The organism is Cellulomonas sp. P1_C4 (assembly GCF_056406355.1).
Window position 1 is genome coordinate 235022 of the sequence record NZ_JBFUAI010000001.1, and the last position, 17757, is coordinate 252778.

15 protein-coding genes are annotated in these 17757 nt (G+C 70.1%); 8 read left to right on the forward strand and 7 right to left on the reverse strand.

Features of this window, described 5'->3' with window-relative positions:
* Positions 1-79: 79 nt before the first annotated feature.
* The 3 genes from AC1DYZ_RS01105 to AC1DYZ_RS01115 all read right to left on the reverse strand — a co-directional run bounded on the left by AC1DYZ_RS01105 (position 80) and on the right by AC1DYZ_RS01115 (position 2344).
* Positions 80-1399, reverse strand: a complete 1320-nt coding sequence (locus tag AC1DYZ_RS01105) for a glycosyltransferase (protein ID WP_477063381.1) — start codon at positions 1397-1399, stop codon at positions 80-82.
* A gap of 158 nt (positions 1400-1557) precedes the next feature.
* Complete coding sequence (locus AC1DYZ_RS01110; RefSeq protein ID WP_477063382.1) at positions 1558-1800, reverse strand: hypothetical protein; 243 nt, start codon at positions 1798-1800, stop codon at positions 1558-1560.
* A gap of 157 nt (positions 1801-1957) precedes the next feature.
* A complete protein-coding gene (locus tag AC1DYZ_RS01115) occupies positions 1958-2344 on the reverse strand; it encodes a DUF4406 domain-containing protein (RefSeq protein WP_477063383.1) in 387 nt (128 codons plus the stop codon).
* 46 nt (positions 2345-2390) lie between these two features.
* Here AC1DYZ_RS01115 and AC1DYZ_RS01120 point away from each other — a divergent pair, with 46 nt between their 5' ends.
* Positions 2391-3143 carry a DeoR/GlpR family DNA-binding transcription regulator gene (locus tag AC1DYZ_RS01120; RefSeq protein WP_477063384.1) on the forward strand — a complete coding sequence of 251 codons (753 nt, stop codon included), beginning with the start codon at positions 2391-2393 and terminating at the stop codon, positions 3141-3143.
* A 147-nt stretch (positions 3144-3290) separates the two neighbouring features.
* Here the strand turns inward: AC1DYZ_RS01120 and AC1DYZ_RS01125 are convergent, their stop codons facing one another.
* Both AC1DYZ_RS01125 and AC1DYZ_RS01130 read right to left on the reverse strand, forming a co-directional pair.
* Positions 3291-4307 carry an aldo/keto reductase gene (locus AC1DYZ_RS01125; RefSeq protein WP_477063385.1) on the reverse strand — a complete coding sequence of 339 codons (1017 nt, stop codon included), beginning with the start codon at positions 4305-4307 and terminating at the stop codon, positions 3291-3293.
* Between the two features lie 27 nt (positions 4308-4334).
* Positions 4335-5228, reverse strand: a complete 894-nt coding sequence (locus AC1DYZ_RS01130) for an aldo/keto reductase (RefSeq protein ID WP_477063386.1) — start codon at positions 5226-5228, stop codon at positions 4335-4337.
* Between the two features lie 102 nt (positions 5229-5330).
* Between AC1DYZ_RS01130 and AC1DYZ_RS01135 the strand changes: the two genes are divergently transcribed.
* Positions 5331-6257, forward strand: a complete 927-nt coding sequence (locus tag AC1DYZ_RS01135; RefSeq protein WP_477063387.1) for a helix-turn-helix transcriptional regulator — start codon at positions 5331-5333, stop codon at positions 6255-6257.
* A gap of 9 nt (positions 6258-6266) precedes the next feature.
* Here the strand turns inward: AC1DYZ_RS01135 and AC1DYZ_RS01140 are convergent, their stop codons facing one another.
* Complete coding sequence (locus AC1DYZ_RS01140) at positions 6267-7322, reverse strand: LacI family DNA-binding transcriptional regulator (protein ID WP_477063388.1); 1056 nt, start codon at positions 7320-7322, stop codon at positions 6267-6269.
* Positions 7323-7587: 265 nt separating this feature from the next.
* Between AC1DYZ_RS01140 and AC1DYZ_RS01145 the strand changes: the two genes are divergently transcribed.
* The 5 genes from AC1DYZ_RS01145 to AC1DYZ_RS01165 all read left to right on the forward strand — a co-directional run bounded on the left by AC1DYZ_RS01145 (position 7588) and on the right by AC1DYZ_RS01165 (position 16043).
* A complete protein-coding gene (locus tag AC1DYZ_RS01145; protein ID WP_477063477.1) occupies positions 7588-8907 on the forward strand; it encodes an ABC transporter substrate-binding protein in 1320 nt (439 codons plus the stop codon).
* 101 nt (positions 8908-9008) lie between these two features.
* Complete coding sequence (locus tag AC1DYZ_RS01150) at positions 9009-9893, forward strand: carbohydrate ABC transporter permease (RefSeq protein WP_477063389.1); 885 nt, start codon at positions 9009-9011, stop codon at positions 9891-9893.
* Between the two features lie 4 nt (positions 9894-9897).
* Positions 9898-10782, forward strand: coding sequence for a carbohydrate ABC transporter permease (locus tag AC1DYZ_RS01155; protein ID WP_477063390.1), 885 nt, complete (start codon positions 9898-9900; stop codon positions 10780-10782).
* 2 nt (positions 10783-10784) lie between these two features.
* Positions 10785-13421 (forward strand): family 78 glycoside hydrolase catalytic domain, encoded by a 2637-nt coding sequence (locus tag AC1DYZ_RS01160; RefSeq protein ID WP_477063391.1) that lies wholly within the window; start codon positions 10785-10787, stop codon positions 13419-13421.
* Between the two features lie 276 nt (positions 13422-13697).
* Entirely contained in the window at positions 13698-16043 is a 2346-nt protein-coding gene (locus AC1DYZ_RS01165; protein WP_477063392.1) for a beta-glucosidase, read from the forward strand.
* A 76-nt stretch (positions 16044-16119) separates the two neighbouring features.
* On the opposite strand, the gene AC1DYZ_RS01170 is transcribed toward AC1DYZ_RS01165, so the two are convergent.
* Positions 16120-16689: an NADPH-dependent FMN reductase gene (locus tag AC1DYZ_RS01170; protein ID WP_477063393.1), complete on the reverse strand. Its 570-nt coding sequence runs from the start codon at positions 16687-16689 to the stop codon at positions 16120-16122.
* Between the two features lie 248 nt (positions 16690-16937).
* Between AC1DYZ_RS01170 and AC1DYZ_RS01175 the strand changes: the two genes are divergently transcribed.
* Positions 16938-17756: a hypothetical protein gene (locus tag AC1DYZ_RS01175; RefSeq protein ID WP_477063394.1), complete on the forward strand. Its 819-nt coding sequence runs from the start codon at positions 16938-16940 to the stop codon at positions 17754-17756.
* Position 17757 lies beyond the last annotated feature (1 nt).

Here is a 17757-nt window from a genome sequence, read left to right on the forward strand (position 1 = left end):
GCGTCGGCGCTCCCTTGCACCACCGCCGGTGGCTTCGGTGGGCGCGGCGGTCCCCCTGGCGCCGCGCCCACCGGGCCCCTCACGCGGCGACTGTCGCGCGCTCCCGCGCCGTCTCCTCGACGACCTCGACCGTGCGGGCGACCGCGTCGTAGCGCGCGTACTCCGCGGCGAGCTCGGTCGCGCGCCGCCGGTACGACGGGTCGGCCAGCACGTCGAGGACACCCGCGCGGACGGCGGCCGCGGAGGCCACGTCCTGCGCGTCGGTCTTGACCCCGACCCCGGTGCCCGACCAGACGACCCGCGCGGTCACCTCGGCCTTGTCCTCCGTCCGGCCGGCGACGACGAGCGGGACGCCGTGCGCGAGCGCCTGCTGAACCCCGCCGAAGCCGCCGTTGGTCACCATCACGTCGACCAGCGGCAGCAGGTGCTCGAACGGCACGAACCGCGCGGCCCGCACGTTCGACGGCCGGTCCGGCAGGACCTCGTCGGGCTCCCCGATGGCGGTCGTCGCGACGACGAGCACGTCCAGGTCCGCGAGCCCCTCCAGCGCCGGGCGCAGCAGCCGGTCGGGGTCGGTGGCGATCGTCCCCTGCGTGACCAGGACGACGGGTCGGCCGGCCTCGCGGGCCGCCAGCACGTCCGACCACCACGCGGGCTCGTCGAACGCGTCCACGCCGCGCGGCGTGATCTGGCCGACGAACTCGAGCTCGGGGTGCGGCTCCAGGCGCGGGTACTCGAACCCCGGCACCGACGCCTGCAGCAGCCGGTCGGCGATCGTCCCCACCCAGTCGAAGAAGAAGACGTCCAGTTTGCCCGCGCCGACCTGCTCGGCCACGAGCTGCGCCTCGCGCTGGGCCTCGCGGAAGACGACCTTCTGGATCAGGAACGTCAGCGCCCGCTGCTTGAGGCGGTCGAGCGCGTGGCGCGGCGGCTGCAGACCAGGCCCGAAGGGCGGGACGTCGCGGCCGGACAGCTGCAGGGGGAGGACGGACAGCTGGACCGACGGCACGCCGTGCCGTCGAGCGGCGAGCGCTCCGGCGACGAACGCGCTCTCCACCACGACGACGTCGGGCTCCTCGGCGGCCAGGTACGCGGAGACGTCATCGACGTAGGCGGGCACGGTCCGCACGAAGAGGTGCACGACCTCCCAGCGCAGCCGGCGCAGGCCGGGCGCGGGGGCGCCGTTGGCATCGGACCAGGCGTTGACGTCGGAGTCGTCCTCGTCGCGGCCCAGGGTCATGGGGACGTACCGCGCGCCCGCGGCTTGGACGGCGTCGGCGAACTTGCTGCCGGTGTAGACGGCGACGTCGTGACCGGCGTCGACGAGGGCCCGCACGATCGGCAGCGCGGGTCGCACGTGCCCGGTGATCGGCGTGAGGGTGAACAGGACCTTGCTCATGACGAGTGCTCTCCAGTGTCGGCACGGTGGGTGGGGCGGCGGGATTGCCGCCCTGTCAGGAACCGGGCCGGACCGGTGTGATACGTCCGGTTCGACCGCGTTTCCTGACGAGGGTGCCGAGCGCCACTTGCGAATGACTGGTGGCCGGCTTGAGGCAGTCAGTCGAGCGAGCCGTGGCGGAACACGCGCCAGACGGTGGGCAACATCTGCTTCCTCGGGACGCCGCGCAGGATGCGGGTGATCTGCGCGCCTGCGACCAGGGCGCCGAGGGCGCCGAGGACCGTCTGCACGACGATGAGGCCGACGAGGACGTTCTGGGCGTCGAGCCCGAAGGCCGCGCTGATCACCGGCGCGGCGAGCCACACGGGGATCCACCAGAGCAGGATCAGGAAGACGCCCACGCGGAGACGCGCAGGCGAGATGTGAGCCCTTCGGGCGGCGTCGTCCATCGGGGTCGACTCTGGCACGGGTGCGCCCCGAACCACCGCACGGATCACCCAGACGGCCCGCGCGGCGGGGGTGTACCGGTGCAGGCCCGCCGTGCCGCGCGCGCAGACGTCAGTCGGGCAGCTCAGAGGCGACGAACCCGGGGATGTCTTCGACGCGGTAGTAGACCGGCAGTCCACGTTCTTGCGCGATTGCGACGTCCTGGTCGGCGCCGGTCGACTCGCCCGCCAGGCGCAGGACCGCGTCGCAGTGCTGCAGCAGTCGTTCAGCCGTGGGGTACATGACGCTCTGCGCGAGCGGGCTCAGCGGGCCGTCGGCACCCGCACTGCTGAGCACGGGAAGTGCCACCCACTCACCGATCATCGGGAGATGACCACTGCGGAAGATGGGCCAGGCGGCCTGCTCGAGACGTTCGAGGTTCTGCGCCATCAGGTCGGGGTCGTCGCCCGTGCCGGAACGATAGGGGCCGGCGATCAAAATCATCATGGGTGTCGTCATGTGCAGTAGTATCCACGAATCGGAAGAAACAAGGGAGATCGTGCAGATGCTCGCTGCTCAGCGTAAAGAACTTCTCCTGGACCGGCTGCGGGTCGACGGGCGGCTCGTGGCCAAGGAGCTGGCGACCGAGCTGGACACCTCCGAGGACACCATCCGTCGTGACCTGCGCGAGCTCGCCGACGCGGGGCTCTGCCAGCGCGTGTACGGCGGCGCCATCCCGGTGCCCTTGGCCGCGGCGAGCTACGCGCGACGGCAGGAGATCGCGACGGCGAGCAAGCACCGCGTGGCGCTGGCCTGCGTGGGTCTGATCCAGCCGCGGAGCACGCTGATCCTCGACGGTGGCACGACGGCGCTCGAGGTCGCCCGGCTCCTCCCGGTCGATCTCGAGGTCACCGTGATCACCCACAGCCCGACGATCGCCGTCGCGCTCGTCGACCACCCGGCCGAGGTGTTCATCATCGGCGGTCGACTGTTCAAGCACTCGGTCGTGGCATCCGGGGCGGCCGCGGCCGAGGCGGCGGCTCAGGTCACCGCCGACCTGTTCCTGATGGGCGTGACGGGCGTGCGGTCGGACACGGGCCTGACGACGGGTGACGTCGACGAGGCTGCGATGAAGCGAACCCTGTCGCGGCGAGCGGCCCAGACGTGGGTCATGGCGAGCGAGGAGAAGATCGGCGCGGCATCGCCGTTCTCGGTGCTCCGTCTCGACGAAGTCGCCGGGATCGTCAGCGACGCCGACCCCCACGACCTCGTCCTCACCGAGCTCGTCCGCGCCGGGGTGGACGTACTCCGCGCTTGAGTCGCGGTCGACGAGATCCCTGTCGCCCGTTCCGCATGGTCGACGACGACGTGCCACACGATCGTCGACGGGCGGCGACGGGCAGCTGGCCGGCGTGGTCGAGGGCGGCCAGGTCGGAGGGGTTCCACGTGGCCATGTCGGTGCTCGTCAGCGGCGTCGGGCGCCGGCGGTGAGCTCGTGGGTGCCGTAGCTGTTGTCGTCCGGGTTGATCGTCACGCCCGGCGCGACGATCTGGTCGATGCGGTCGAGCACGTCGGCGCTCAGGGTGAGCTCGGTGGCGGGCAGGTAGGACTCGAGCTGCTCCATGGTGCGCGGGCCCACGATCGCCGAGGTCACACCGGGGTGGTTGATCACGAACGCGATCGCCATCTCGATGAGGCCGAGTCCCGCGTGCGACGCGAGCAGGGCGAGATCCTCGACGGCGTCGAGCTTGCGCTGGTTGGCGGGGCTGGTCATGTCGAACCGCGCGCTCGGGCGGGCCGACGAGGTCGGCGCCCCGGCGGAGTCCTTGCGCCAGCGGCCGGACAGCCAGCCGCCGGCGAGCGGGCTGTAGGTGAGGGTGCCCATGCCGTGGCGCTGGGTCGTAGGCAGGACGTCCTCCTCGATGCCGCGCACCAGGATCGAGTACGGGGGCTGCTCGGTGACGAACCGCTCGAGGTGCCGCTCGCGGGAGACGGCCTGGGCCTCGACGATCTGCGACCCGGAGTACGACGAGGAGCCGATGTAGCGGACCTTCCCCTGGTGCACCAGGTCGCTCAGGGCGCCGAGCGTCTCGGCGACGTCGGTGTCCGGGCCGGGTCGGTGCACCTGGTACAGGTCGATGTAGTCGGTGCCCAGGCGGCGCAGGGAGTCCTCGACGGCACGCGTGATCCACCTGCGTGACCCTCCGCCCTGGTTCGGGCCGTCGCCCATGGGCATGAAGAACTTCGTCGCCAGGAACACGTCGTCGCGGCGACCGGTCAGCGCCTGGCCGACGATCTCCTCGGACACCCCCGCGGAGTAGACGTCGGCGGTGTCGACGACGTTGATCCCGGCGTCGAGCGCGCGGTGGATGATCCGGGTCGTGTCGGCGCGGTCGTCGTTGCCCCAGGGGCCGAACATCATCGCGCCGAGGCACAGCGGGCTGACCTGGACGCCGGTGCGTCCGAGCAGGCGGTACTGCATGAGATCTCTCCTCGGTGTGGCTGGGCGTCAGGCCTCGGGGATGGCGCGCCCGAAGATCTCCAGGGTCACGGCGTCCGGGGTGGGTCCTCCGCGGCGTCCCGTGTCCAGCGCGTCGATGGCCGCGAGCTCGTCGACCGTGAGCTCGATGTCTACGACGGCGAAGTTCTCCGCGATGCGTGCCGGCGTGACCGACTTCGGGATGGCGGAGCGGCCCTGCTGCAGGTGCCAGGCCAGCATCACCTGCGCCGGCGACCTGCCGTGGGCGGCGGCGATCCCCGTGATCGTCGGGTCCTCGAGCGTCGAGGTGTGGCCCGCGTCGCGGTAGAACGTGATGCCGCCGATGGGTGACCACGCCTGGGACACGATGCCGTGCTCGGCGTCGGCGGCGAGGACGGCCGGCTGGCGGAAGTACGGGTGGATCTCGACCTGGTTCACGGCAGGGACCACGGTGGTGGCCTCGAGCAGCCGGGCGAGGTGGTCCGGCATGAAGTTGGAGACGCCGATCGCCCGGACCACGCCGTCGGCCAGGAGGGTCTCCAGGGCGCGGTAGGCGTCGGTCGTGAGATCGAACCGGCTGGGGAGCGCCTGGTGCAGGATCAGCAGGTCGATGGTGTCCACGCCGAGCTTGCCGGCGGACTTGTCGAAGGCGTGCAGCGTCTCGTCGTACCCGTAGTCGCTGATCCAGACCTTGGTCTCGACGAAGATCTCGTCGCGAGCCAGTCCGGCCTCGCGGATCGCCTGGCCGACCTCACGCTCGTTGCCGTACGCGGCGGCGGTGTCGATGTGCCGGTAGCCGACCTCCAGGGCGGTGCGGACGGCGGCGACCGTCTCCGCGGGTGGGGTCTGGAAGACACCGAATCCGAGGGCGGGCATGGTCACGCCGTTGTTCAGGGTGAGGGTGGGGACCGCGGTCGTCGTCATGCATGTCACGGTACGAACGCCTGGAGCGTCCCGGGAGGGTCTGTCGTTACCCGGTAACGCCAGTACCTCCCCGCCGCGGACGCCGGAACGTACCGTCGCGGTATGGACCTGAGCGCGGAGACCCGTGAGTTCCTCATGACGCGTCGCGGCCGCATCACGCCGGAGCGCGCCGGACTGGCGGCATACGGCGGCAACCGGCGCGTGCCGGGGCTGCGCCGCGAGGAGGTCTCGATGCTCGCCGGAGTGAGCATCGACTACTACACGCGCATGGAGCGGGGGAACCTGTCGGGTGTCTCCGAGGAGGTCCTCGAGTCCTTGGCAGGGGCGTTGCAGCTGGACGAGGCCGAGCGCGGTCACCTGTTCGACCTGGCCCGTGCCGCCAACGCGTCCGGCGCCGCCCGGTCGCGAGCCCGCACGGCGCCGACGTCCGTGCTGCGTCCCGTCGTCCAGCGCATCGTGGATGCCTTGGAGGGTGCGCCGGCGTTCGTGCGCAACGGTCGGCTGGACGTGCTGGGCGCCAACCTGCTCGGCCGTGCGCTGTACTCGCCGCTCTACGACTCGCCGCAGCGCGTGCCCGGCAGACCGGTCAACACCGCCCGCTTCCAGTTCCTCGACCCGGCCGGCGCGCGGGCGTTCTGGGGCGAGAAGGCCGACCGCATGGCGCACGACGCCGTCGCGATCCTGCGTGCCGAAGCCGGCCGCAACCCCTACGACAAGCGCCTGACCGACCTCGTCGGGGAGCTGTCCACCCGCAGCGAGGACTTCCGCCGCCTGTGGGCGTCGCACGACGTCCGCTACCACCGCTCCGGGACCAAGGTGTTCCACCACCCGGCGGTCGGTCTGCTCGAGCTCGACTACGAGGCCCTCGTCCTGCCCGCCGACCCCGGGCTGCAGCTCAACGTGTACTCGGCGGTTCCCGGGTCGCCGTCCGCGGACGCTCTGAAGCTCCTCGCGTCCTGGGCGGCGACGACCCTGACCGACCACCCGGCGGTCGGCTCGGCGCCGAACGTCGACGTGGCGCTGGACTGACAGCTCGTCTCAGGTTCGGGGGCTCGAGCTCTGTCGAGCGATGAGGCGAGGCGGCAGCACGATCGCCGAGTGCTCGTGATGGCCGTCCCGGTGAGCGGCCTCCTCCTGGAGCAGGAGGGCGCCCAGCCGTCCCACGTCGTCTCCCGGTTGGGCGACGGTGGAGATCGGGATGGGGCTGTCCCAGGCGGCCTGGTTGTTGTCGTAGCCGACGATCGCGACGTCTTCGGGGACGCGGATGTCTGCCGTGCTCGAGAGCGCCTGGACGATCCCGGCCGCGAGGAGGTCGGACGCGGCGAAGATCCCGTCGATCTCGCCGGCGGCGACCCGGGCTGCGAGGTGAACGCCTGCCGACCACCCGTCGGACCGGTTGATCCACTCCGGGGTGATCACCTCGGAGGTGACGTCGGGATGCTCGCCCACCGCCTGGTGGAAGCCCTTGCCGCGGTCCACGACGGGTTGCAGCTCGGTCGGCCCGCCGACGAACGCCAGCTTGCGCCGACCGGTCTCGATGAGGTGCTTGGTCGCGAGGTAGCCGCCCAGGGCGTTGTCGACGTCGACGCTGCAGTACTGCGACACCGGGGCGCTGAAGTTGAGCAGCACGAGGGGGATGCCGGTCGGGGCGCGACGCGAGACGGCGGCGAAGTGCGCGGCGTCGTTGAGCGTCATCAGCACGCCGGTGACCCGCGACTGCGCGAACATCGCGAGGTAGTTCGACTCCCGCTCGATCCGTGCGTCGCTGTTCGCGATGAGGAGCGTGAGGCCACCGTGCTCCGCGCCGCTCTCGGCTCCCCGGGCGATGTCGACGAACAGGGAGTTGCTCAGGTCGGACACGATCAGGCCGATCGACCGCGTCGAGCCGAACTTCAACGACCGGGCGGCGGTGTTGGGGACGTAGCCCAGCATCGACATCGCGCGTTCGACCCGTTCACGGGTGGCAACGGCGACCTTGTCCGGGTGGTTGAGGACGTTGGAGACGGTGCCCAACGAGACCCCCGCGAGGGACGCGACGTCGTCGACGCTCGGCCGGGGCCTCGAGGTCGGCCGGTTCGTCTGCTCGGGAGGCAACGATGACTCCTTCCCTGTCGGTGATCGCGAGATGAGCGTAGCCGCCCTGTCCCGTGCTCTGCCCTCGACGCGGCGACATCTCGCCCGCCGATTGAATCGAGCCAACTTCGCCCCACCAGATGGATCGGATCCCTGGGCGCCGCCAGAACATCGAACCTGGTCACGTCACAGTTTGGCAACGCGGGTTGACCGTTGATCGAGTGGGGTCTACGTTTTGAAACGCTTCAATCCATGCTTCGCACTTCAAGGAGGAACTGTGAACTCGATGCTGAAGCGCCGGCGGGCGCTGCTGGCGGGCGTCGTCGGCCTGAGCGCGACCTTGGCGCTGACCGCGTGCAGCGGATCCGGATCCAGCGATTCGTCGTCCGACGGATCGGGCAAGGCCGCATCCGACCTGTCGTTCCTCGCCATCAACGAGAACGAGACGATCCCGACCACACTGACCACGCTGAGCACCGACGAGTGCAAGGCGGAGAACGAGGCGCAGCCTCTGAAGATCACCAAGCAGGCGCAGTCGACGCTCGACCAGCAGCTCCAGCTGCTGGCGGGACAGGATGCCCTGCCGCAGCTGTTCATCAGCGCGAACGCCCCGTCGCTCAACGCGCAGCTGGCCGAGCAGGGCACCCTGCAGGACGCCGGCGCGGCCCTCGACCAGCTCGGCATCGCGGACGACGTCCTGCCCGCGGCGACGTCGGTGATCGAGAACCTGTACGACGGCAAGCAGCTGGTGCTGCCGACCGAGCTGAACATCGAGGGCATCTGGTACAACAAGCAGATCCTCGCCGACAACGGCATCGAGGTCCCGACGACGTGGACCGAGCTCACCGACGCGTTCGCCAAGCTCAAGGCGGCGGGCATCCAGCCGATCTCCCAGGCCGGCAAGGGTGGCGACGGCTGGGGCGTGACCCGGTGGGTGGGCAACTACATCGCTCGTGACCTCGGCCCGACGGCGCTGCAGGACGTGCGCGACGGCAAGGCCAAGCTCACGGACTCGGAGTACGTGAAGGCCGCCGACGCGATCGCCGACCTCGGCAAGCAGGGTTACTTCGGCGAGTCGCCCACGTCGATCGACTACACCACCGCGCTCAACACCTTCCTGACCGGTGACGCAGCGTTCATCTACATGGGCTCGTGGGCCGTGTCGAACTTCAGCGACCCCGAGCAGAACAAGGTCGGAGCCGACAACATCGGCTTCATGCACTTCCCCGCCGTCGACGGCGGCAAGGGCAATGCCGACCAGATGCCGGCGAACGTCGGTACCGCCATGGCGATCTCGTCCAAGGGCTTCAAGGACACCGCCACGCAGGACTGGGTCAAGTGCATCGCTGCGAACTACGGCACMGTCGCCCTGCGGGACAGCGGCCAGGTGACCGGCTTCAAGGTGAACGGCGACGTGGAGGTCTCTCCGCTGAGCCAGCTGGTCCAGGACGAGATCGGCAAGACCCAGGAGAGCATCCTCTGGTTCGAGGCCTACTTCAGCCCCGAGGGCACCACCACGAGCCAGAACGACGGCGGCCTGCTCGGCTCCGGACAGCTCACCGGGGAGGACTTCATGTCGCAGGTCCAGGCGAGCCTGGGTTCCTGACACCCCGCCCGATGCACGACCAGTGAGGCGGGCCGATGGTTGCCCATCGGCCCGCCGCACTACCGATCGACACCCCTCGATGATGAGAGGCAGCCTCTGCCATGAACCGTGTCCTGGGCGACAAGCGCGCCATCCTGCTGCTGCTCGGGCCAGCACTGCTCGTGTACTCGCTCGTCATGCTGCTGCCGATGGTGTGGTCACTGGGGTACACGTTCTTCAGCGGCAGCGTCGTCACCGGGTTCGAGTGGGTCGGGCTCGAGAACTTCCAGAAGCTCTTCACCGACCCGGCCGCGCGCGAAGCACTCGTCTTCACCCTGAAGTACGCCGTGGTGATCACCATCGGGCAGGTGACGGTCGGCTACCTGCTGGCTCTCCTCTACATCTTCTTCCTGCGCAAGGCGTCGGCGACCATCCGCACCCTGGTCTTCTTCCCGGTGGTGCTGCCCACGGTCGCGGTCGCGCTCCTGTTCCAGAAGTTCTTCGAGTTCGCGCCGCAGACCGGCCCGGTCAACGCCCTCCTCGAGGCCGTCGGACTGCACGCGGTCGACTGGTTCGGCACCGCGAGTCACGCATTCTGGGTGATCGCGCTGATGGACATCTGGCGGTCGATGGGGTTCTACGCCGTCTTGCTGTACGCCGGCCTGGTCGACGTCCCCGACGAGCTGCTCGAGTCCGCACGCCTCGACGGCGCCGCCGGCTGGCGGCTCGTGCGCAGCATCGTGCTTCCGCTGTCCCTGCCGGTCCTGGTCTCGTCGATCATCTTCAGCATCAACGGCACCCTCAAGGTCTTCGACTCGATCTACGCGTTGACCGGGGGAGGGCCAGGGAGCGGGACGACGCCGCTGACCCTGCTGATGTACCGGACGTCGTTCTTCTACGGCGACTACGGCTACGGCTCCACGATCGCACTCGCCCTCACGATCCTGTGCCTGATCGTCACCCTCTTCATCTTCCGCGCGAACCGCCGCGACATCACCCAGGACTGAGCCCATGACCACCCTGACGCAGATGCCCCAGCCCGTCTCCGCACCGGCTCGTCCCGGTCGGGCACGTCGGCGAATCCGCCGGATCCCGCTGTACGCCGGGGTCACCGTCCTGCTGGTCGTGATGGTGTACCCGCTGCTCTGGCTCCTGCTCGGGTCCTTCAAGACCCAGGACGAGTTCCTGAACGACCCCACGTGGTCGCTGCCGGACAGCTTCACCAACTTCAGCAACTACACCGAGGCGTGGTCGAGCATCGCGCTGTACCTGCGCAACTCGGTGCTGGCGGTCTTCCCCGCCCTCGCGCTGGTCGTCGTGCTGGGCACGGCGGCCGGGTACGCACTGGAGGTCATGGTCTTCAAGGGCCGCGGCGGCGTCCTGCTGCTCTTCCTGGCCGGCATCATGATCCCCGGCCAGATGATCCTGCTGCCGCTGTTCACCGTGTACTTCAAGCTGCACCTGACCAGCACCCTGTGGCCGTTGATCATCACGTACACGGCGATCGGCCTGCCGCTGACCGTGTTCATGATGGCGACCTATTTCCGATCAGTCCCGCGCGAAGTCTTCGAGGCCTCCACGCTCGACGGGGCGTCCGCGGTCCGCTCGTTCTGGTCGATCGGCTTCCCGATGATGCGCAACGCCGTGTTCACGATCGCGCTGGTCCAGTTCTTCTTCCTGTGGAACGACCTGCTCATCGCGCTGACCTTCACCACCCAGGACAACCTCCGCACGGTCCAGGTCGGCCTGCTCAACTTCACCGGGCAGTTCGGTGCCGTCGACTACGGGCCCACGTTCGCGGCCATCTGCATCAACATGTTCATCGTCCTGGTGCTCTACATCTTCCTGAACCAGCGAGTCATGCGCGGGCTGTCCGCCGGAGCGGTCAAGGGCTGACCGTGCTGACAGAACCCCGACCGGCGTCTGCGCCCGACGAGCCGGCCGCGATCACCGTGGCAGCGCCCACCGTCGAGCACCACGTGCATGCACTCGGCATCGGCGAGGCGCGCCCCCGGGTCTCCTGGCGGCTCGATCGAGCACCCGACCGTTGGCGCACGACCGCGTACGAGCTGCGTGTCTCGGCCGAGGGTCGACCCGAGCGGACGTCCGGGTGGATCCCCGCGGCATCCCAGAGCCTCGTCGACTGGCCGTTCGACGCGCTGCGCTCCCGACAGCGTGTCGTCGTGTCGGTGCGCGTCCGGGACGCCGACGGGCGCGAGTCGCCCTGGTCCGCGGGCACCCCCGTCGAGGCCGGGCTGCTCGACCCGTCCGACTGGGTGGCCAGGGCGGTCGCCGCACCCGGACCGGTCGAGGACGCCGACCTGAGGCCGTCCCCGCTCGTGCGGCACGTGTTCGAGGTGGCGCAGCGGCCCGTCGCCGCGCGGCTGTACGTCTCGGCGCACGGCCTGGTCGAGCCGTACCTGAACGGTGTCCGCGTCGGCGACGAGGAGCTCGCGCCGGGGTGGACCGTGTATCCGCACCGGCTGCGGTACTCGACGTTCGACGTCACCGACCTCGTCCGGGAGGGGCCCAACGCGGTCGGCGCGTTCCTCGGCGACGGCTGGTACCGGGGGCGCCTCGGGTTCGACGGCGGCAACCGGGACATCTACGGTGACCGGCTCGCGCTCATCGCCCAGCTCGAGGTCGAGCTCGCCGACGGCACCCGACAGGTCGTCGCGACGGGCCCGGGCTGGCGATCCGGCGAGGGTCCGATCCTCAGCTCCGGTCTCTACGAGGGCGAGCGCCACGACGCCCGCCTCGCCGCTCCGGGGTGGTCGATGGCTGGTTTCGACGACAGCGGCTGGTCGACCGTCGAGGTCGTCGATCGTGACCCCGTCACGCTCGTGGCACCCGAGGGGCCCCCGATCCGGTGCACCGAGGAGCTGGCCGCGATCTCGATCACCCGCACGCAGGACGGAGCCGCCCTGCTCGACTTCGGCCAGAACCTGGTCGGTCGGCTGCGGATCCGCGTCGACGGTCCGGAGGGCACGGTCATCCGGCTCCGCCACGCCGAGGTTCTGCAGGACGGCGACCTCCACGTCCGCCCCCTGCGTGGCGCCTACTCCGTCGACGAGTACGTGCTCGGCCCCGGCGGCCCGCAGGAGTGGGAGCCGCGGTTCACCATCCACGGCTTCCGCTACGCCCAGGTCGAGGGCTGGCCCGGCGAGCTGCGTGCCGGCGACGTCGTCGCTCGCGTCCTGCACTCGGACATGCGGCGCACCGGTGGCTTCGCGTCGTCGGACGCCCGACTCAACCGACTGCACGACAACGTCGTCTGGAGCATGAGAGGAAACTTCGTCGGGCTTCCGACGGACTGCCCGCAGCGTGACGAACGGCTCGGCTGGACGGGCGACATCCAGGTGTTCGGACCCACCGGGACGTTCCTCTACGACTGCGCTGGGCTGCTGTCGTCGTGGCTGCGCGATCTCGCGCTCGAGCAGCTCCCCGACGGGACCGTGCCGTGGTTCGTCCCGACGATCTACGGAAACCCGATGTGGTCGCCGCCGCGCCCCGGGGCCGCCTGGGGCGATGCCGCGGTGATCGTGCCCTGGACGCTGTACGAGCGCTACGGCGACCGCGACGTGCTCGCCCGCCAGTTCGACTCGGCGCGCGCTTGGGTGGAGTGCGTCGAGCGGCTGGCAGGTCCGGACCGCCTGTGGGACGACGGGTTCCAGCTGGGCGACTGGCTCGACCCGGCCGCGCCGCCGGACGACCCGGCGGACGCTCGAACGGACCGGTACCTCGTGGCGACCGCCTACTTCGCCCGCTCGACGCACCTGCTCGCCCGGATGGCGGACGTGCTGGGTCGCACCGGGGACGCGGCACGGTTCGGCGCTCTGGCCGCCGAGGTCCGGGAGGCGTTCGTCGGTCGCTACGTCCTGCCGGACGGGCGGCTCACGAGCGACGCCCCGACGGCCTACGCGCTCGCGCTGGCCTTCGACCTGCTCCCCACCGAGCTGCGCGCCCCCGCCGGTGACCGGCTCGCCTGGCTCGTCGAGGCGGGCGGCGACGTCGTCGCGACGGGTTTCGTCGGCACGCCCGTCGTCCTGGAGGCGCTCACGAGCACGGGGCACCTCGATCGCGCGTACGCGCTGCTCATGCAGACGGCGTGCCCGTCGTGGCTGTACATGGTGGGCCAGGGTGCGACGACCATCTGGGAGCGCTGGGACTCGATCCTGCCGGACGGGACCGTGAACCCCGGTGACATGACGTCCTTCAACCACTACGCACTCGGCGCCGTCGCAGACTGGCTGCACGGGACGGTCGCGGGCCTTCGCCAGACCTCGCCGGCCGGCGACGAGCTGGAGATCGCTCCGCGCCCCGGTGGTGGCCTGACATGGGCCGAGGCGTGGCTCGAGACCTCGTCGGGCAGGGCAGCGGTGCGGTGGTCCACCGACGGCGCGAACGTGTCGATCGCCGTGACCGTCCCACCCGGCGCGCGGGCGCGCGTCGATCTCGGCGCGGACGGCGTCGTCGAGCTGATGGCGGGAAGGCACGAGCTGACGACGGGTCTCGACCGCTTGACCGCGAGCTGAGCCTGACGTCGATCGATTGACACGCTTCATTTCTCGGTGCGAAGACGCCCGTCGAGGCGGGGCGCGACGGAGCCGGTGCCCGGCCGATTGAAACGCGCGGTGTCCCATATAAAGCCAGGTCAAATGCTATTTTCTTGTCGAGAAATTGAAGCGGTATCAGATGTTTCGGACATCTTGACCCCACGTGCGAAACGTCCGTAGTGTGTCGCTTGCCCGCGAATGAAGCGTTTCAAATCATGCGGGCAAGTCAGCAGCATCCATCGTCAAGGAGGACGAATGTCACTGCTCCGACGCTCTCCCCGCCCGGGCGCTCAGCCCGATCGTCGATCACCTCTTGGTCGCATCGCCGCGGCCTGCGGAGTGGCCGCAGGCCTGACCCTTCCCCTGGCTCTCATCCCCACGGCGGCGTCGGCCGACGCCGTCAACGCCGAGTGCGCCAGCTATCCGTGGATGGACGTCTCCAAGTCGGCCGACGAGCGCGCCCACGCGCTCCTCGCCGCGTCGTCGCTGGACCAGAAGCTCCGGTGGCTCAACGAGCAGGCGGCGAACAACCCGACCCAGACGGTGTTCGTCCGGCAGCGCCCCCGCAACATCCCTGCGTCGGTCGTCATCGACCAGACGCCCTTCACCATGCCGGCGCAGGTGCCGTGCACCCCCGCCATCGCCTACGCCGACGGGCCGCAGAACGTCAGTGCCGGGACGGGGGTCACGTACTTCCCCGCGCCGATCGCGCAGGCCGCGGCATGGAACACGGACCTGGCGTTCAGCAAGGGCGCCGCGCAGGCGGATGAGGCCTGGCTGAAGTCGCGGAACGTCCTGCTCGCTCCCGCGCTGGCCAGCGGCCGGACGCCGCTCAACGGACGAACGTCGGAGTACCTCGGTGAGGATGCGCTGCTCGGTGGTCTGACCGCCGCGGCCGGATCCCACGGCATCACGAGCAACCCCGACCGTCCCGTGGCCGCGCAGCTCAAGCACTTCGTGGCCAACGAGCAGGAGGTCGACCGCCAGCTGAGCTCCTCGAACGTGGACCAGCGGACGCTGCGGGAGATCTACACCCTGCCGTTCGAGATCGGGATCGACCGCGGGAATGTCGGCAGCGTCATGTGCGGGTTCAACCATGTCAACACGGCCTGGGCGTGCGGCAGCGACAACCTGCTGCGGCAGATCCTCAAGACGGAGATCGGCTTCCAGGGCTTCGTCATGACCGACTTCGGCTCGACGCACCACCTGACGGACACACCTCCGTCGCTCAGCGCGGGCCTGGACCAGGAGCTGAACGCCTGGCGTGAGTGGACGCCGCAGCTGATCAAGGACCAAATCACTGCGGGCAGGCTCACCGAGGCAGACGTGGACGATGCCGCGCTGCGCGTGGTGCGGTCCCACATCGCTGCGGGGCTCTTCGACGTGGCCAAGCCGGCCGTCGCGCAGGCGGTCGTCACCACCGCGGAGCACAAGGCGGTCTCGCGCGAGGTCGCCGAGAAGGGCTCGGTCCTGCTGAAGAACGACGCGGGGATTCTCCCGATCGGCGGTGCTGGCAAGAAGATCGCCGTGATCGGCCAGACGGCGGCACAGACGGCCACCGTCGGCGACGTCGACGCCTCCAGCGTCTGCACGTACGGCACGAGCGTGACCAGCGCGTGCGCGGAGTCGGTCGTCGCGCCGCTCGGCAGCATCACGGCGCGTGCAGCCGCCAACGGCAGCACGGTGAGCTACGACAACGGCACCAACCTCGCCACCGCGGCTGCAACCGCGGCCGGCGCAGACGTCGTCGTCGTGTTCGGGTACTACAAGGAGGGCGAGTTCGCGGACCGCGCCAACCTGAGTCTCGACGGCAACGGGGACGCACTGGTCAGCGCGGTCGCCGCGGCCAACCCGAACACGGTCGTGGTGCTGCAGACCGGTGGCCCGGTCGTCATGCCGTGGCTCGACTCGGTCAAGGGTGTGCTCGAGACCTGGTACCCGGGTGAGCAGATGGGGCCGGCGACGGCCGCGCTGCTCTTCGGTGACACCAACCCGAGCGGCAAGCTCCCGATGAGCTTCCCGAAGTCGATGGCGGACCTGCCCACCGCAGGTTCCGTCGCCCAGTACCCGGGCGTCTTCGCCGACGGCTCCACGGTGCGCCCGGCCGGTTCCCTCGAGATCCGTCAGGTCGACTACTCCGAGGGTATGAAGGTCGGTTACCGGTGGTACGCCTCCCAGGGCATCAAGCCGCTGTTCCCCTTCGGCTACGGCCTGTCCTACGCGTCGTTCTCCTACGACAAGCTCCAGACGACGCCGTCGACGACGAACGGCAGCAAGGAGATCCCCATCCGGTTCCGTCTGACCAACACCGGCACCACGACCGGGACGGAGACTGCGCAGGCCTACGTCGAGCTGCCGTCGAGCACCGGCGAGCCGTCCAAGCGGCTCGTCGGCTGGAAGCAGGTGACGCTCGGTGCCGGGAAGTCCGAGAACGTCGAGATCACCCTCTCGGCAGCGGACCTCGCTGACCTGCACCTCCTGCAGTACTGGGACGCGGGCGCCGGGCAGTGGACGACCGCTGACGGCACCTACGGCATCACGGTCGGCGGCTCGTTCGACACGTCCGCGCAGGACGCGTTCCGCATCAAGCACGCGGGGTAGCACCCGACCGCCCCAGCGAAGGGCCGCAAGGACTCTCCCGTCCTTGCGGCCCTTCGTCGTCTCGTGCGCGGCCCGCTCACGCCCGGGGCAGGACCGTCAGCACGCGCACCAGGTGCTCGCGGAACTCGGCCATGAACCGGCGCAGGAGCGCCTCGGTGGCCTCCAGGAGCACCTCCCCGTCGTCCGCGAACATGTCCGGTGTCCAGCGCAGATAGGCCTCGGGCGCCGTCATCTGCCGGGCGTTGACGAAGCTGAGCACCCCGCGCAGGCTCTGCTGGGCCATGGCCGTGCCGATGGGTCCCGTCGACATCCCGATCACGGCCGCGGGGATGTGGTCGAAGGAGTTGTGGCCCCACGGTCGCGAGGCCCAGTCGATCGCGTTCTTCAGCCCGCCGGGGATGGACCGGTTGTACTCCGGGGTGATGAACAGGACGGCCTGCACCGAGGCGAGCGCCTCCTTCAACGCCTGGGCCTCGGCGGGAAAGTCGTCGTCGTAGTCGGGGCTGTACAGCGGGAGGTCCTTGATCGGGATCTCGCTGAGCTCGAGGTCGTCCGGCGCCAGGCGGACCAGCGCCTTCGCCAGGGTGCGGTTGATGGACGTCGACGACAGGCTTCCGACGAAGTACCCGACTCGGTACGTGGTCACGACTCACCATCCTCTTCGGGCAGGAACATTCGCGGTTCATGCCACCGTATCGACGGTCGAACGGTCTCGTCGGTCGGCGGCTCTCCTCCCCGATCGTCAGGTGGTGCGGCGGGCAGGTGGAGCGCGACGCGGAGACCCCCGGTGGCCGGCGGGGTGAGGGTGACGGTCCCGTCGCGTGCTCGGGCCGGGACAACTCCGGGACACCTCGGCGATGTGCCCGGGACACCCGGCCGACGACCGTAGCGGTCATGACAACAACAACCCTCAGTGCCACGTCCACCTCCCACTCCGCTCCTGAGCCGGCGGTGACGCCGAGCTGGCGGCGCCGCGCGGCTGTCGGCGTCACGGCCTTCCTGGCCTCCGCGCTCCCCGTCGTGTTCACCGTCAACCTCACCCGCATGCTCGTCACCGGCATCGAGCCGGACCACCGCTTCCACCAGGCGACCGGCCAGGGCCTGATCCTGTGTGCGCTGTGGCTGGGGGCACTGCTGCCGCTGGTCCGGGCCGGGTGGAGCGGGCGCCGACCGTCCACGGCGACGGGCCTTCTGCACCTCGCCCTCGCAGGCTCCGGGGTCGTCTGTGCGGTGGTGGCTCCCGGGGGCGGCGCGCCGTTCCTGATCGGCGTCATCGTGATCACCGGCGCCCTGCTCTGGCTCGCGATGCCGCGGCGGCCGCGGCTGCGGGGTCCGGTCCGCATCGACCCCGTGCTCGCTCCTCTCGCGCTGGCCCTGGCCGCGTTCCTGACCCCGTACGCGATCAACCAGCTCGCGCTCCAGAACCTGGCGACGACCGGCCTCCACTCGGAGAACCCGCACCTGTTCGACATGGCCTGGACGTCGGTCACGCTCATCGTCCTGGCAGTTCTGGCGGCGCTGCTGCCGGCCGGCCGCTCGCTCGTCGCGTGGGTCGCCGTCTCGTGCCTGGGCTTCGGCCTCGCCGGTCTCGCGTTCGGCGAGGGGACCACGTGGTCGCTCCTGGCGCTCGCTTTCGGCGTGGTCTCGGCGGTCGCCGCCTGGATGCAGCGCCGCAACCCCGTTGAGCCCTCGACCGAGCAGTGCGGGATCTAGG